This is a genomic window from Synechococcus sp. PCC 7502 (assembly GCF_000317085.1).
In the GTDB taxonomy this organism is placed as follows: Bacteria; Cyanobacteriota; Cyanobacteriia; order Pseudanabaenales; family Pseudanabaenaceae; genus PCC-7502.
In genome coordinates, this window is the sequence record NC_019702.1 from 2,348,896 (window position 1) to 2,364,793 (window position 15,898).

Genomic DNA, 15,898 nt, shown 5'->3' on the forward strand with positions numbered 1-15,898 from the left:
AATTTATGTAGTGTCTTTCTTGTATATATGTTTATTATGTAGTCTGCAAGATAATACATAGTTAAATACTCAAGAATCCTAGTATTGGAGTAAGTATTTGTGAGAGAGGCAGTTAGAAAAGAATCCGAGATTTTTTCAGAGTTAGTTGAAATATGTACCTCTCCAGGATACGTTCATGCAATTTCATATCTTTGCTATCAGAACGACACTATTGGATATGCTGATACACTAACTCCAGAGGAAATGCTTCACCAGATTTCGAGGGATTTTTTGGTAAGAACTGAAATATCAACTCTCGTAGGACTTGCTTGCAAAAAACAACTAAATATAGATTTACCATCGCCTGAAGTAATCCAAAGATACATTGACAAGACGAATTCTTTGCTAAAAGAACTTCATCAATCTATGATGCCACCTGAAGAAAGCATATTTGATCCAAGTAAAGTTAATGATAAAAGTTTTAATCCATTAAAAAATGGCTTAGTCTTGAGGGAGGCTATTTTTTACAGTGGAGAAAGTGCTTATCATTTTCAATACAGAGACCTCTCAAAAATAAAATATGAAAAAGATAATGATTGGTTTTTGAGAAATAAGAGATTTTCCATTCAGCAAGTTATTGATGTCGTTATATCAATACAATCGATACAAAACGATAAAGTTAATGACTTTTTGAAAAGCCTTTCTGACAGAGATCCTAGCGAATGGACTGTTTTTCCAGCATATAAGTTTACGGCTAGAGAAGTTAGTGAAATCTCAAACATTGAAATTGATACTGTAAAACTTGTCATCGAATCATTTGTATCTCCCATTGGCAAGGATGAATTTAACGCTTTAGATGACTTTAATCCTCAAAATGCCTACCCAATTATTCAGCTTCCAGATGGTGAATATTTACTGTTTCAAATTTATAGTTTGGTGCAGGCATTATATGAAACACCGTTTTTCTGGTTTAACGATGATGCAGCCTATCGTTCTATAGCGATGGATCATAGAGGTGGATTTACTGAAAACTTTTCTGCTGAGAGATTGAAGCTCGTATTTGGTAAGGATCGCGTATTTACAAATATTGATATCTACAATTCTAAAGACAAGGCTGGTGAAATTGATGTATTGGTCGTTTTTGCCGACAGAGCAATAATTCTACAGGCGAAGTCAAAGAAGCTGACTATTGCTTCACGTAAAGGTAACGATAACAGCTTACAGTCTGATTTTAAGAAAGCTATTCAGGATGCTTATGATCAAGCTTATTCGTGTGCCAAGCTATTAAACGAAAAAAATTATAAGCTTATTGATAAGAGTGGAAATGAGCTAAATATTAATCGAGCGTATAAGGAAATTTATCCTTTTTGTGTGATTTCTGAGCATTACCCAGCTCTCTCATTTCAAGCAAGACTGTTTTTAAAATTCGAGGAAACTGAAAATATAAAAGCTCCTTTTGTAATGGATGTTTTTTTGCTTGATGTAATGACGGAAATGTTACAGTCACCCTTGTATTTTTTAAGTTATGTAAATAGGCGAACATTTTACGGTGAAAAAATTTTCTCTACTCATGAGTTAACCATTCTTTCTTATCATCTGAAACAGAGTTTGTGGGTAGATGATGAGTATACATGGCTGATGCTTCAGGATGATATATGCGTTGATCTTTATCTTGCTATGCTAACAAGACGAGAGGGCGCTCCAGGTTCAGATACTCCAGAGGGAATTTTAACAAAATACAAAGGGACGATATTTGATCAAATAATAAGGGATTATAGATACGCTTGAACACTCTGCAATAATTAATCTTGGATTTACCTTACTCTCGCTGAACGAAGATACCATTGAGATAATAAATAATGGTATCAATGAGTTAAATAAGCGAGGCAAAAAGGATGGTCAGAGCCATGATCTAACTCTTGCAATAAGCGAGGCGGGATCAGGTTTGACTATTCATTGTAATGATGATCATGAATCCATATCGTTTCCTCGTTTAGAAAGTCACTGTAAACAAAGAAAGTACAGACAAAAAGCAAGCTTATGGTTTGGAATTTGTATTGGGACAAAGATTCCGAGATTAAGATTTGTTGTAAATGAAGAATACGAATGGGTTCAGTCTAAAGAAATGGATGAATTAGTGAAAGATTTGCCCATACCCCAGAAAATTAAAGGAAAAAATAAGATTAATTTTACCCCTGCAACTAGACAATCAAAGAAAGTAGGGCGCAATGAAAAATGTCCATGTGGGAGCGGCAAGAAATACAAGAAGTGCTGTCGGAAACAAGAGTGGAGAATGTGAGTTTGCATAACACGTCACGGCATCGAACGGACGAAAGCCATCGGTTCTGAATTCGAGGCTATGTCTCGCTATTTCGTTTTGTCGTTAGTGTTCCAAGTGCTAATCGCACATTCCAGATTGAAATACTTAACAGCACTATTTTTAGAGTGGAAAGGGAATAAAACCATTAAAAGTCTAATCCCGACGCTTCCAGTTGATAGCTGCGCTCTTGATCATCATCGGTAATTTCGGCTAAATCGGTAAATGTAATTTCTACTTGTTTTTGGAGAGTTTGAATTTGTGCCTGTTCCGCTTGAATTTTGGTTTGATAATAGTAACCAAGGTCTGGATTAGTTTTAAGGTCAATTTTTTCCCAAAGATCACGCCAGTAACGATATTTTTTCTCGGTCATAATTAGTTGAATGCGGGCGATCGCAGCTTTAATTACCACAGTTGGACGCAGTAAAGCCACTTGAGCATTTTGATCCAGCCAGAGCACATGGGACAGTTGACTAGATAGTTCGGGCAATTCAGCACAGGCAATTTGCAAGTAAGTGATTAAGTTTTCCGCAGTTTGACTTAATGGATAATCCATAATGATTTGCCATAGTTGGCGGTGATGGGAAAGGCTAAAACAAATATCAGTTTCCTCTAGCATTTCCGTAATTAGGGAACGGTGTTGGGGAAAATGCAGGTAAATCTGTAAAAGTTGAGTTTCGGCAATTTGTAAGGTTGAAGTTGGGGTATTGGCACGATGTTTATGACTATACCACCGTTGTTGGCGTAATTGGCGGCGCAGGTCTTGTTCGAGGCGAGGAATTAAATAGGAGTTATGTTGTGCCAGTCGTTGGGCGCAGCCATGAATATAATGTGTGCGGAGAGAACCATCGGGAATTTCATTGAGAATTTTGACAAATGCCTGGGTACATTCTTGAAATTGATCGGCTTGGTTTAAGTCTTTACCAATTAACGTTTGCTCAATTTGCCAATCTAAAAATAAAGGAGCAGCATGAACCAATTCTTTTACAGTTGCTGGATCGCTATAGATCGAATCTTCAAGTTTTAAAAATCCGCCTTCGCTGCGATCGATAGTTTGTAATAGTCTTTGATATGCCTGCGGTGACTTGTCTTTGAGAAATTCATCGGCATCCTTACCAGAGGGAATCGTTAAAATGCGTAGTTGTACCGCCCCACCATAGACTAAATCTTTAAAACCGGCGATCGCCCGTTCTGCTGCATTAATTCCTGCCTTATCTCCATCAAAATTAAGGATGATCTTTTTAGAATCTGTATAACGTAACAATTGCCGAATTTGAGTCTGCCCCAAAGCTACACCCATACTTGCCACCACTTGATTAATCCCTGCTTGGTGCAAAGCGATCGCATCAAAATAGCCTTCGACCACAATTGCTTGATCGTTTTTACTGATAGCATCCCGTGCTTTATCCATGGCAAACAGGATCGAGCTTTTGCTGAATAAAGGTGTTTCAGGGGAATTTAAGTATTTGGGTTCCGAGTTATCTAAACATCTACCCCCAAAGGCGATCGCTCGGCTACGGGTATCATGGATCGGAATCATGAGGCGATCGCGAAATCGATCATAGTAACCATCCCCAGTTTTGCGAGGCATAATCAAACCCGCTTGCTCAACTAAAGATACAGGTATGCGTTTTTGCTTAACTAAATAGCTATAGAGGGTATCCCAACCCGCAGGCGCATAACCCAATTGGAAAGTTTGGATGGTTTCGATACTGAGTTGCCGCTTATGGGTCAGATATTCTAGGGCATTTTGTCCTTGGGGTGAAAATAAGGCGTGTTGAAAGAAACTAGCAGCTAAACCCACCACCTCAAATAACTGCTCTTGAATCGATAGTTGTTGTTGTAATTCTTGGGACTTGGCAGGTTCTAAGGTGCGGACAGGAATACTATATTTCTGAGCTAAATCGATAACCACATCATTAAAGCTGCGATCGCCAATTTCCATTAAAAACTTAAAGACATTACCACTGGCACCGCAGGAAAAACAATGGTAGACCTGCTTACTAGGAGTTACGGTTAGGGCAGATTGGTTAGTACCCTTATGAAATGGGCAGGCTCCCCGATAGTTAGCACCGCTTTTGCGTAAAACCACATGCTCAGACACCACTTCTACCAAGTCAACCCTTTGGCTAACTTGATCGATAGTTTCTTGGTGGAGTTTGGGGTTTGACATTTAAATCAAGATAACTTGGAAACTTACCTATAATATATCTGCTCTAACTGACCACCGTTAGATTTACAAAAACTGCTGCGGTGATAGAAACCAGAAATGTATGACAACACTTGTAAATTTCTAGCTGAAAATTTCCCTAGGGATTTTGCTGCTTGGCTGCTCCGAGAAGCAATCACGTTAACAAAGCTTGAACCTTCACAACTTTCAAGTGAACCAATTCGTGCTGATTCTATTATATTTAGGACTTACGCACTTAAATTTATAAAGTACTTTTAGGCGGGAGTTTGAGGGCAATGACCCAAACCTCTTTTAATTAAGGTATTTCTTTTATAGAGCCTGTTTCATATCTATTATGAGCAAGATGTATGATACTTAGAAAATGCTAAATCCATACTCAAGTAGCCTAACAGATAAAGAATGGGAAATTATAGAACCATTGCTCCCAAAGAAAAAGCAAACTAGACCGCCAACATGGACAAAAAGACAAATTTTAGACGGCATACTCTACCAACTCAAAAACGGTTGTAATTGGCGAGATATGCCCCGAGACTTACCACCATTCTCTACAGTGTATCGATACTACAAGGAGTGGAAAGATACAGGTACATTTACTGCGATTATGGAAGCTTTGCATGCAACAGCCCGTGAACAGTCAAAAAAAATCAAAATGGACAACTTTAATCATCATTGACTCACAAGCAGTGAAAAATACCTGTAATGCAAGTATAGAATCCAAGGGCTTCTGCTCCTACAAAGCAACTAACGGGATCAAAAAACATTTAGCCGTTGACATACTGGGATTTCCTTTTTTCACGTATTTAACAAGAGCAAATGTATCAGATGACCAAGGACTGATTGAGATGTTAACGTTTAACATTGATTACTTCAAATCGAAGCCAGATGACATTACGCTAACTACGATATTGCTGGATAGTGGTTATCATATCGAAAAATTGACGACTGATTTACAGAAGGTTTATCCTGAGATTATGACTAAGATTAGGTTTGAAATTTCTCCTAAGGTATCAAAGCAACAGAAGGCAGAAAAAGGTCTGTCTGGGTTTGTAGTTGTGCCGACAAGGTGGGTAATTGAAAGGTCAAATGCTTGGGTTGAAAGATGCAAAATCTTAGTTAAGAACTTTGAGAGAACTCTCGTTAATGCTACAGCTAAACTCAATCTTTGCTTTATTCGTTTGATGCTAAAAAGAATTGCTACTCATGAGATATGAAACAGGCTCTATACTAGACTTAATCGGGAATAAACAAATCCAAGGTATAAAATAGATCAAGTTCAAAAAATGTGAATCAAGAAATGCCTTCATAATTGGAAGAGATGCTGCGGTATTTAATTCGCTATTTTAAGTACAAATCATTTCCTGCTTTTAATTAATTCATCTTTCATTTGTGCAATGCCTGCTTCACCAAGTCCAACACCGCCTTCACCTCGCAAGGATTGGTAAATACCTCACCGTGATCAGTTACTCTTTGCTTTGAGATCACCTGTTTTTCCGAAGTTTCAGCATTCGTTTTTCAAAAGTAATTTTGTTGCTGCTTCTACATCCTCTTGCTTGACTAAGGATTCTCCTACTAAAACTGCATTAGCACCGTAGGCTTTGACTAATTGCAAATCCTGATTGGTATAAAGTCCAGACTCACTTACCCATAGAATGTTAGATTTTTGATCGGACTTTTTCTTTATGGCGATCGCTTCCAACAGGTTTTTAGTATTAGTAATATCTACGGTAAAAGTTTCTAAATTACGATTATTAATGCCGACTAAATCCACATTCGGAAGTTCAAGCACTCGTTCTAGTTCGGAATGAGTATGTACCTCTATTAATACAGACATTCCCAAATTTTGGGCGATCGCACTGAAATTTTCTAAATCCTGATCGCTCAAAATTGCTGTAATTAATAAAATGGCATCGGCACCATGTAAGCGAGCAATATAAATTTGATAGGGATCGATAATAAATTCTTTACACAATAACGGCAGATCAACAGAGTGGCGAATTAGGTGCAAATTATTAAAACCACCTTGGAAAAATTCTTGATCCGTTAATACCGATAAACAACTGGCTCCTCCTCGTTCGTATGCTTGGGCGATCGCTACTGGATCAAAATCACTTCTTATAATGCCCTTACTGGGGGAAGCTTTTTTAACCTCAGCAATGAGAGCAAGTTGATTTTTCTGATGCTTAAGTTTTAGTGTCTCTCTGAAGTTTCTAATACGTGGGGCAAACTTGAGATAACTAATCGCTGCATCTATGGCAAAACTTGACTTGGCTAAAATTACCTCATGCTCTTTATGCCAAACGATCTTTTCCAGAATGTTCTGAGGCGAAGAATTGGAAGGGGCGATCGCATAATCGGCAGAGGTAGTGAAATTTAAGCGGCGAATTTGCATTTTAGAAACTTACTAGGTATTTAATTAAACTGCATCATCGTTAAAATTCCCTGCTGACCAAGCAAAAGCTCACGGATCAGACTAAAAATTGCCACACCAATTACTGGACTAATATCAACTCCACCAATCGGCGGAATTAATCGACGCAGAATAAATAATAGGGGTTCGGTTGGTAGATAAACCAGATTAAAAGGGAATTTAGTAAGCGTAACTTGAGGGTACCAACTCAAAATTATGCGAAAAATATTGAGGAAAATCATTAAGCCTAAAATTAGACTCAGGATGAGGGTACCAATTTCAAAGTTAGTCACAGTAGTTATTTAGTTAATCGTATTTATTCTTTTTAACATAACCCATAGCATCTATCTCACAGTTTCAAGAATTTAACAATTACAGCCCCAAGGCAGAATAAACTGGTTAACCAATCGCCAAATTTAACATAGGGAGTTTCTGTATTCCTGAAATAAACCGTATCAGCATGGGTTTCATAGGTATTAATGCCCGAAATCCAAATTGTGCGTCCATTGGGATCGACTATCCCTGAATAACCTGTATTTGTTGCCCTTACTGCCCAGCGATCGCTTTCCACCGCCCTAGCCACATCCTGAGCATGGTGTTGAGCAGGCATGGTTTCCGCATAGTGAGCGTTATTAGAAGCAGTTAAAATTAGCTGTCCCCCCGCCGCCGCTTGATAGCGAAAATGAGAGGGATAGGCAGACTCATAGCAAATTGCCACAACTAACCTTCCCCAATGTGTATCGATTATTTGATCGCTCTTACCTGCCTCAACTTCACCCCTAAGCGGAGATAGTCTTTTAATTAATCCACCCAAGATTTGCTTAAAGGGAATAAACTCTCCGATGGGAACTAAACGAACTTTATTATACTGAGCTAAATTCAAATGGGTACGATCGCGCAAAAACAAGCTATTACTGTAACCATAGGGGTTATTAGGACTGTTGGCATAGCCAAAACTACCCATCCACACGGGGATATTATATTTTTCCACCATCTGATCAAAGGCACTGCGGCGAGGATCGGAGTTGGGGTAAAGAATCGGAATTGCGGTTTCGGGAGTCAGGATCATATCCACTTTTGACTGAGCCAATTTTTCATAGCCCTGGGCATACCTTTCCACTGCCAACTTAATGCCATCAAACTTCAGCTTGACTGGATTAGGGATATTCCCTTGAATAATGCCGACCTTAAGAGCCTTTTCATTAGCATCAGCCGTGCTTGCCATTGACCAAGAGCCATACACACAAATTGCTAAAACTAGGGCGAGCGCTACGATTAAATAACGCCACTTGGCTCTTACCCCATAGGCATAGGAATCTATAAACTCTGCTAATAGCCCATTTATCCCGACAATCGCTGCGGTCATAGTCTGCTGCCCAGAAAGCTTGGTAATCTGCAACATGATTAAATTATGGGGACTTTGGGTATAGCCTAATGCCGTCCAATTCAATGCCCCCCAACTCCAAATCGTTTCTAAGGTACAAAATAAAGCGATCGCTACGATAATCCTTCCCCATCCCGATAATTTTGGGGTTAACCATGCCATGCCTCCTGCCCACACAGCCGCAAGCACTAAGCCCCAAATCGTAATAAATAACCATACGCCAATGGCGATCGCTAAACTAGCTACCCAAGGTACTCCCAACCAAGTCATCGGATGGATACCTGTAATCCAAAATAAAGCCATGCCGTGATAGCAAAAGCCCCATACAGCCCCCATTAACATTGCTGATCGCACAGATAGTTGCTGGGTCATTAACCATAGGGGAACTAAAGCAATCCAAGCCAATATCCACAGACTAAAGGGATCGGGGGTCAAGCCCATTAAAATCCCACCTGTTGCCGCAATTACAATTTTTTGCCAATTCTGCATGAATAACTAAATCGCCACCATGTCAGTATATTCGCTTAACATTTCATCATAGGTCAGGGCATCGGTTTCAGTTTGGGGAGTCCACAGCAGTTCAAATACAGATAAAGCCTCACCAGAAATCCCTGCTATTTTTTCTAATGCATTTTGTAAAGCCTCTCGTGAATTAATCTGACCAAATAAAGGTTGATCGTATTCAGTCCCAATTAACAGGGTGACGACAATGTAAGCAGCAGGAGCTTGATCGGGGTCATTTTTATAGTTGTTGCTAGTTCTGACACGACCGTTCATATTTACTAAGGTTTCGGTACTAAACTTGGTGCGTTCGGCGATCGACAGGCTATTAAATAAATCTTCGGCTTTATCTCTAGTTGTAGCTTGGGAACTGGAGGATACATACACCCAATTTTCTGGAGTTCTGAGTAAAGCGATCGCTGACTCCTGTAAAAGCATTAATAAGCCTTCAGGAGTTTCCGTATCAGCATCAAGGCTGAGCTCGGTTAGTTGGCTTTGAATTACCCTTGCTTCTGCTAATAACCCAACTTGGAGTTTGCTAATCGTGACTTTGTTATTGTCTAGCTCTGAAACCCCAACATTCGTGGCTCTCAGGACTCGATAGATTAGGTATCCAGTTCCTGCTAGTGCCAAGATTACGATCAGGAAAACAAGCCAACTGCCATCGGAGGATGAACTAGAACTACGATAACCGTTGTTATAGCCACCACTGCCGGGAATAAAAATAGGAGCAATGATTGTATTATTTCCCCCTGTCCGATTGGGTTGAATTGGGGCAGGATTAGAGCGAATTGGACTGCTATTGGAAGGTGATGATCGCCGAAAGGAACCACCACCTGTCCTAGCTCCAGTACTTCTTGCCTCAGCCCTATCATTAAATATTGTTGCTAAATTATTCTTGCGATCTATTGCCGAGCTATTGGGAGAATGTTTAAACAGGTTCGATCCAATGGTATTGATAAACACCAAAAGCATTAGGCTTGTAGTTAACTTACGAAACTTTATGTTTTGCATTTTGCCTTGGGAGTAATTAATGGTTAAACTAGACTTTGTAGAGTTCAATAAATATATTCTGTGGTAGAACCAATTCTTTCTGGCATTTGTTTAGGATTAATTTTTATTACTTTGGGCGGTCTTTTCTTTGCTGCCTATAAGCAATATAACCGTGAGTCCGTTTAGATAGTTTGTAAATTAAAAGTAAACAAAATCAGTTACTTTGCAATCTTGCCCAAATACTCTAATATTAGCAATTGGAGAGATGGCAGAGTGGTCGATCGCGTTCGACTTGAAATCGAATGACTGTCAAAGGTCCGGGGGTTCGAATCCCCCTCTCTCCGTTGATTAGTTATTTTTGTTAAAACTTTTGCGATCGCTACTGAGCAAGACCATAACTCAAGATATTTCTACAACCTTGGCTTAGACACAGATATTCTGATGTAGCCTAAATAGCCCCTAATGGCTAGGATAAACTCTAATTAAGGGTCTAGGTGGCTGCAATGATCGGGTATATAGGCTTATTAAAATCTACTCATAGCTAATTTCAACCACTTCTAATTCTTGTTTATCGCCCACAAAGGGATTATCTGGAGTTAGGAATAGCATACAGTGACATTCTTTACGCTCCCTCATTGGAACGCAAGGACAATTCCAGTAGGTATTTTTAACTTCAGCTTCTTTGTCTTCGTAGTAGCGGCAGGGACAAAGGGGTGCGCCTAATTCGTCTTTATGCTTTGCTAAGCCTTCAATAACGACGGTGGTAATCGATGGATCAGCACAAAAAAATGTGTCTGTGCGCTTGGCATAGGTTTCTGCAAACTTACGCATCGCCTCAAAGCTTTTGTTTGAAGACTTATTTAAACCTCGGGATTCTGGCGCACTTGACATGGTTAGCAATCTTAAAATCTTAATTAAAATATCTATACCATGAAATTAACCCTCGCAGTTATAGCAATCCCAAATGGATTGAGTCGGTGGGGAGATGGGGGGGGTTCACCCCTCTCACAAATCACCTATGATTTCTACATAACAACTTGGAAAACTAATTAACTAATTAATGAACTTCTTGATGTTGACTTGATATTTACTTGGCATAAAATGACTCAAATATGGGACAAACTTATCGAGCAACGGGTATAAATCTTAAAAGTATGGCGTTAGGTGAAAGTGATCGCCTGCTTACAATTTTGACTAAGGAATATGGATTAATTAAAGCTGTAGCCACAGGAGCAAGAAAACATCGTTCAGGGATGGCGGGGCGATCGGGACTATTTGTCATGAATGATTTGCAAATTAGCTCGGGACGAAATCTTGATCGTATTACCCAAGCGGAAACTATATATGCCTTTACGGGACTGGGACAAAATCTAGGTAAACTCACTGCTGCCCAGTATTTAGCCGAATTGGTTCTGGTTCAAGCTTTATCAGCACAGCCCCAAGAGCAGCTATTTGGATTACTAACTCAACAGTTAAAAAACTTAGAGGGAGGTGAGCATAACCCACTATTGTCCTTAAATCATGGTATTTATCATCTCTTGGCGATCGCAGGCTTTGCTCCTGAACTCCATGCCTGTTGTCTAACCAGACAGCCCCTAACTCCAAACTTAAGTAGCTCTCAATGGCAAGTTGGATTTAGTATTGCAGGGGGAGGGGTCGTAAAATTAGCAGAATCACTAGAATTTAAGCAATCTGCCCCTAAAATTAATTATCATCTTAACGGTAGGGAATTAAATGCTTTGCAAACCCTCACTGCTTACGATCCCCCATTTGATCGCTCACCTGATCAATTCCTTGATCGCTCTATAGAAGATGCCCTCTCTTATTCCACTTGGATTACGGTTGAACGCATCCTCCGTGCCTATGCCCAGTACCACTTTGATCGACCGATTCTTTCGGGAACTTTGATAGATACTTGTTTTAATTTATGATTTTTGACTCGGTTAGTGTTGAAACTACACCAGATTTACCTCCCCAACAGCCTGACTCTAGTTCAGTGCTTAGCAATCGTAATTTTTTGTTGTTATGGCTGGGACAGATATTTTCTCAGATTGCCGATAAGGTTTACCTCGTTTTAATTATTGCTATTATTTCTAGCCAGTTTCAGCAGGAAGGTGAAAGAATTAGCGGCTGGGTTTCGGCGGTGATGGTGGCTTTTACGATCCCTGCGGTTTTGTTCGGCTCGATCGCTGGGGTGTATGTGGATCGGTGGTCAAAAAAGTGGGTGTTAGTTGGCTCTAATCTGTTTCGGGGTGGATTGGTTTTAAGCATTCCCCTATTGCTCTGGGCAACGGCTAACTGGCAACCCCCTGGGACTTCACCGTCGGGGTTTGTAGCAATTTTGGTGGTTACATTTCTGGTGTCAACGTTTACGCAATTTTTCACTCCCGCCGAACAATCAGCCATTACTCTAATTGTGGAAAAGCCTAAACTGCTTGCTGCCAACTCTATCTGCACCACTACGATTATGGCTGCCATGATTTTAGGATTTGCGATTGGGGAACCACTACTTGCCTTTGCCGATCGCCTAATTCAAGAAGCGGGGAAAGAAATTGTCGTGGGTGTGAGCTATTTGTTAGCTGGTTTAGTGCTAATGCTGATGAAAACGGGAGAAACTCGTAATAAAGATCAAGAAGAGCCTCATGTGTGGGTAGATATTAAAGATGGATTACAGTACCTACGTCAAAATCGGGCAGTACAGTCAGCTTTATTGCAGTTAGTTAGCACATTTTCCGTAATTGCAGCGATGACCGTATTAGCGGTACGTTTAGCTGAGGTTATGCCAGAGATTAAGTCAGAACAGTTTGGCTTTTTATTGGCGGATGCTAGTCTGGGGATTGCTATTGGCGCAGCGATCGTGGGGCAGTTTGGACAAAAATTATCCCGCCACCTTCTGGCACTGATCGGATCAATTGGCATGGCAATATTTTTAGCTGGACTTTCAGTCGTCTGCGATCGCTTTTGGTTAGGCTTAGCAATGATTGGGGGCATAGGCATTTTTGCTGGCATCTCTGTAATTCCCATGCAAACCCTTATTCAAGAGCAAACACCTGAAGAAATGCGGGGAAAAGTCTTTGGTTTACAAAATAATGCCATTAACATTGCCCTGAGTTTACCCCTAGCTCTGGCGGGAATTGCGGAATCCTATGTAGGCTTGGAAGTTGTAATTTTGAGCTTGGGAGCGATCGCCCTACTGACTGGAATTTTAACTTGGTATCTTGCCTCTGATACCTAGTAGGTTCCTTGGAGATATTACTTGGAGATAATTACTATATCTCACTCCCATCGGGAAACTGATGTCTCTCAATATCAGCAGTAGACTCCTGCGAAGAATCAATTTTTCATCAAGTTTTAGTGCATTCTTATACATCCTATACAACTCACAGAATTCTTAAATTTAGATATACATAATCTGATACATCACCCAGTTATAGTCTCTTCTATAGATAACAACCTTTCCAGACTCAGCCATTATCATTGCCTCTGCGAAAAATTATAGAACAGGAGATTCATAATGAGAATTGCCCAAGTTGCGCCACTATGGGAACAGGTTCCTCCCCCTGCCTATGGCGGTACTGAACTCGTAGTTAGTTTACTCACGGAAGAATTAGTCAAAAGGGGGCATGATGTCACACTATTTGCATCTGGCGATTCTATCACTTCAGCTAAGTTAGAATCTGTTCATCCTAGAGCCTTGCGTTTGGATACCAGTGTTAAAGACCCAAATATTTACGATATGCTCAATATGAGTCGAGTCTATGAGCATGCTGATCAATTTGACATTATTCATTCCCATGTCGGTTGTGTCGCATTACCCTATTCCAATCTGGTTAAAACACCGACAGTACATACATTGCATGGCATATTTACGGCTGATAATCAAAAGTTGTTTAGTCATGTGCGAAAGCAACCATTTATCAGTATTTCCAATTCCCAAAGGGATACGAGCTTAGGCTTAAACTATGTATCCACCGTTTATAACGGCATTGCCCCTCATACCTATAGCTTTTATCCTCAACCAGAACATCAGCCGTATCTGGCTTTTTTGGGGCGGATGTCACCTGAAAAGGGCGCACACTTGGCGATCGAGATTGCGAAACGTTCAGGATGGAATTTAAAGATGGCAGGAAAAGTTGATGCTGTGGATTTAGCATACTTTGAGAATCAAATTCGTCCTCATATCGATGGAGCGCAAATTCAATTTCTCGGTGAGGCTAATCATCAACAAAAAAGTACTCTCATGGGTGGAGCCGTTGCCACACTTTTTCCGATTACTTGGAAGGAACCCTTTGGATTGGTGATGATTGAATCTATGGTTACGGGAACGCCTGTAATTGCTATTAACTTAGGCTCTGCATCTGAAGTGATTGCCCACGGCATCAGTGGATTTCTGTGTCAGACTGTGACCGAGTGTATAGATGCGATCGCTCTTGCCGCCCAGTTAAATCGGTATGCCTGTCGAGAACATGTCTTACTTAATTTCACTGCCAAACGTATGGCGGATGGCTATGAGGCTGTATATCAGAAAATTTTAGGAACACAATATTCCCGCAACGGACAACATCGGAACTTAGTAATGCAGTGACTCTGAACCGTATCCTCTCATGGAGACAATACGATCGCTATGGGGGTTAAAAGAACATCATCACAAGGAGATCAAGGAGATAAATACTATGCTCAGCTTAAATAGACAGGCGATCGCTCTCATTTCTGACCATGCCGATCCTGCCGCAGATGTGGGACTAGAAGAGGCAGGTGGACAGAATGTATATGTGCGTCATGTGGGAGAAACACTGGCTTTACTGGGTTGGCATGTAGATATGTTTACGCGCAAAGTCCATAGGGATGATCCTATAATTGTTCAACATTCCCCCCACTGCCGAACTATTCGTCTCAAAGCTGGAGCAGAAACATACATTCCTAGAGATCGATTGTTTGAATATATGCCCGAGTTTGTGGATTCATTTCAAGTATTCCAACAGCAGCAGGGCTTGAATTATCCATTAATTCATACTAATTATTGGCTGTCCGCTTGGGTGGGGATGGAGTTACAAAAAACTAGTGGTATCCAATTAGTGCATACCTATCACTCCCTAGGAGCAGTAAAATATCAATCTCAAGTGGAAATTTCTCCAATCGCTAATACCCGCCTCAGGATCGAGCGAGAGATTTTAGAATGTGCCAATTGTGTTGTGGCAACTAGTCCTCAAGAACAAGAAAGTTTGCGATCGCTGGTTTCAACTCGTGGACAAATTGAAGTCATTCCCTGTGGTACCGACACCAATAACTTTCGGCTCACATCCAAAGCTCAAGCCAGAGCTAAATTGCGATTTGGGAACCACGAGAAAATCATTCTGTATGTGGGCAGATTTGATGAACGAAAAGGGATTGAGACCTTGGTAAGAGCATTTGCTCTCCTAAAGGTGCAGAGTTCTCAAAATCTTAAATTAGTAATTATCGGTGGCAGTTCTGATCATATGCCCGATGGCGAAGAGCGCAAAAGAATTGAAAATATCGTAAATGAATTAGGAATGAGAGATTTTACAGTATTTACGGGAAGAATTGGGCATGATATTTTACCCTTCTATTATACAGCTGCTGATGTTTGTGTAATCCCTAGTCATTATGAACCCTTTGGGTTAGTGGCGATCGAGGCAATGGCTTGTGGTGTTCCTGTTGTTGCTTCTAATGTCGGAGGATTGAAGTTCACAATTATTCCCGAAGAAACAGGACTATTAGTTGAACCTAAAGATATAAAAGCTTTTGCTAATGGAATCCATCGCATTCTCTTTGATGAGCTATGGGCAAAAAAAATGAGCAAGCAAGCAGCATTAAATGTCAATCAGCGATTTAGTTGGTCAGGAGTAACTATTCAATTGAGTGAACTCTATCGTCATGTGTTAGCGCGATCGATTATGCATGATCAAGATTGGAGTTATAAGATGCCAAGTATAAACAGATCAGCGTAGAACAATTAATTCAGGTATCTCCTAAGTAAAAATAAAATATTTAGGTAACCTAAGTTGCTACCCATAAATTAACACTTAGAGCAAAGTACATAACCTTAAGCTCAAAACCCTTAGCCGTGAGAGCATGAATTGATTTAGTTAGCATCTGAGAAATTAA

General features: G+C 40.3%; 15 protein-coding genes, 1 tRNA gene and 1 pseudogene. 11 read left to right on the forward strand and 6 right to left on the reverse strand.

Annotated elements, in window-relative coordinates; all coding sequences use genetic code 11:
• Positions 1-99: 99 nt before the first annotated feature.
• Both SYN7502_RS11605 and SYN7502_RS21410 read left to right on the forward strand, forming a co-directional pair.
• Positions 100-1,767 carry a nuclease-related domain-containing protein gene (locus SYN7502_RS11605; RefSeq protein ID WP_015169004.1) on the forward strand — a complete coding sequence of 556 codons (1,668 nt, stop codon included), beginning with the start codon at positions 100-102 and terminating at the stop codon, positions 1,765-1,767.
• A 337-nt stretch (positions 1,768-2,104) separates the two neighbouring features.
• Positions 2,105-2,278 carry an SEC-C metal-binding domain-containing protein gene (locus tag SYN7502_RS21410; RefSeq protein WP_371257832.1) on the forward strand — a complete coding sequence of 58 codons (174 nt, stop codon included), beginning with the start codon at positions 2,105-2,107 and terminating at the stop codon, positions 2,276-2,278.
• 166 nt (positions 2,279-2,444) lie between these two features.
• On the opposite strand, the gene dnaG is transcribed toward SYN7502_RS21410, so the two are convergent.
• Positions 2,445-4,469 carry a DNA primase gene (gene dnaG, locus SYN7502_RS11610; RefSeq protein WP_015169005.1) on the reverse strand — a complete coding sequence of 675 codons (2,025 nt, stop codon included), beginning with the start codon at positions 4,467-4,469 and terminating at the stop codon, positions 2,445-2,447.
• Between the two features lie 96 nt (positions 4,470-4,565).
• Here dnaG and SYN7502_RS21415 point away from each other — a divergent pair.
• The 3 genes and pseudogenes from SYN7502_RS21415 to SYN7502_RS11620 form a co-directional block, all read left to right on the forward strand.
• Positions 4,566-4,706 (forward strand): annotated as a pseudogene (locus SYN7502_RS21415) (Rpn family recombination-promoting nuclease/putative transposase); the annotation flags it as partial.
• A gap of 142 nt (positions 4,707-4,848) precedes the next feature.
• Positions 4,849-5,160 (forward strand): transposase, encoded by a 312-nt coding sequence (locus SYN7502_RS11615; protein ID WP_015168729.1) that lies wholly within the window; start codon positions 4,849-4,851, stop codon positions 5,158-5,160.
• Positions 5,114-5,698: a transposase gene (locus SYN7502_RS11620; RefSeq protein ID WP_371257764.1), complete on the forward strand. Its 585-nt coding sequence runs from the start codon at positions 5,114-5,116 to the stop codon at positions 5,696-5,698. The genes SYN7502_RS11615 and SYN7502_RS11620 overlap by 47 nt, the downstream gene beginning before the upstream one ends.
• A gap of 287 nt (positions 5,699-5,985) precedes the next feature.
• Here SYN7502_RS11620 and trpC read toward each other — a convergent pair whose 3' ends face one another.
• From trpC to SYN7502_RS19785, 4 genes are read right to left on the reverse strand one after another with little or no spacing between them, the layout of a single operon-like run.
• Positions 5,986-6,876 carry an indole-3-glycerol phosphate synthase TrpC gene (gene trpC / locus SYN7502_RS11625; protein WP_015169006.1) on the reverse strand — a complete coding sequence of 297 codons (891 nt, stop codon included), beginning with the start codon at positions 6,874-6,876 and terminating at the stop codon, positions 5,986-5,988.
• Between the two features lie 20 nt (positions 6,877-6,896).
• Complete coding sequence (locus SYN7502_RS11630) at positions 6,897-7,187, reverse strand: YggT family protein (RefSeq protein WP_015169007.1); 291 nt, start codon at positions 7,185-7,187, stop codon at positions 6,897-6,899.
• A 56-nt stretch (positions 7,188-7,243) separates the two neighbouring features.
• Entirely contained in the window at positions 7,244-8,767 is a 1,524-nt protein-coding gene (gene lnt, locus SYN7502_RS19780; RefSeq protein ID WP_015169008.1) for an apolipoprotein N-acyltransferase, read from the reverse strand.
• A gap of 6 nt (positions 8,768-8,773) precedes the next feature.
• Positions 8,774-9,793 (reverse strand): DUF1517 domain-containing protein, encoded by a 1,020-nt coding sequence (locus SYN7502_RS19785; protein ID WP_015169009.1) that lies wholly within the window; start codon positions 9,791-9,793, stop codon positions 8,774-8,776.
• Between the two features lie 60 nt (positions 9,794-9,853).
• On the opposite strand from SYN7502_RS19785, the gene petG reads away from it, so the two are divergent.
• Positions 9,854-9,958: a cytochrome b6-f complex subunit V gene (gene petG / locus SYN7502_RS18960; RefSeq protein WP_015169010.1), complete on the forward strand. Its 105-nt coding sequence runs from the start codon at positions 9,854-9,856 to the stop codon at positions 9,956-9,958.
• Positions 9,959-10,031: 73 nt separating this feature from the next.
• Positions 10,032-10,116: transfer RNA gene (locus tag SYN7502_RS11645), tRNA-Ser, on the forward strand.
• A gap of 187 nt (positions 10,117-10,303) precedes the next feature.
• Here SYN7502_RS11645 and SYN7502_RS11650 read toward each other — a convergent pair.
• The gene (locus SYN7502_RS11650; RefSeq protein ID WP_015169011.1) at positions 10,304-10,663 is read right to left on the reverse strand and encodes a ferredoxin-thioredoxin reductase catalytic domain-containing protein; all 360 of its coding nucleotides are present in this window, start codon (positions 10,661-10,663) and stop codon (positions 10,304-10,306) included.
• 221 nt (positions 10,664-10,884) lie between these two features.
• On the opposite strand from SYN7502_RS11650, the gene recO reads away from it, so the two are divergent.
• The 4 genes from recO (at position 10,885) to SYN7502_RS11670 (ending at position 15,741) form a co-directional block, all read left to right on the forward strand.
• Positions 10,885-11,703 carry a DNA repair protein RecO gene (gene recO / locus SYN7502_RS11655; protein WP_015169012.1) on the forward strand — a complete coding sequence of 273 codons (819 nt, stop codon included), beginning with the start codon at positions 10,885-10,887 and terminating at the stop codon, positions 11,701-11,703.
• The gene (locus SYN7502_RS11660) at positions 11,700-13,007 is read left to right on the forward strand and encodes an MFS transporter (protein ID WP_015169013.1); all 1,308 of its coding nucleotides are present in this window, start codon (positions 11,700-11,702) and stop codon (positions 13,005-13,007) included. The genes recO and SYN7502_RS11660 overlap by 4 nt, the downstream gene beginning before the upstream one ends.
• A gap of 279 nt (positions 13,008-13,286) precedes the next feature.
• Complete coding sequence (locus SYN7502_RS11665) at positions 13,287-14,357, forward strand: glycosyltransferase family 4 protein (protein WP_015169014.1); 1,071 nt, start codon at positions 13,287-13,289, stop codon at positions 14,355-14,357.
• 88 nt (positions 14,358-14,445) lie between these two features.
• A complete protein-coding gene (locus tag SYN7502_RS11670) occupies positions 14,446-15,741 on the forward strand; it encodes a glycosyltransferase family 4 protein (protein WP_015169015.1) in 1,296 nt (431 codons plus the stop codon).
• Positions 15,742-15,898 lie beyond the last annotated feature (157 nt).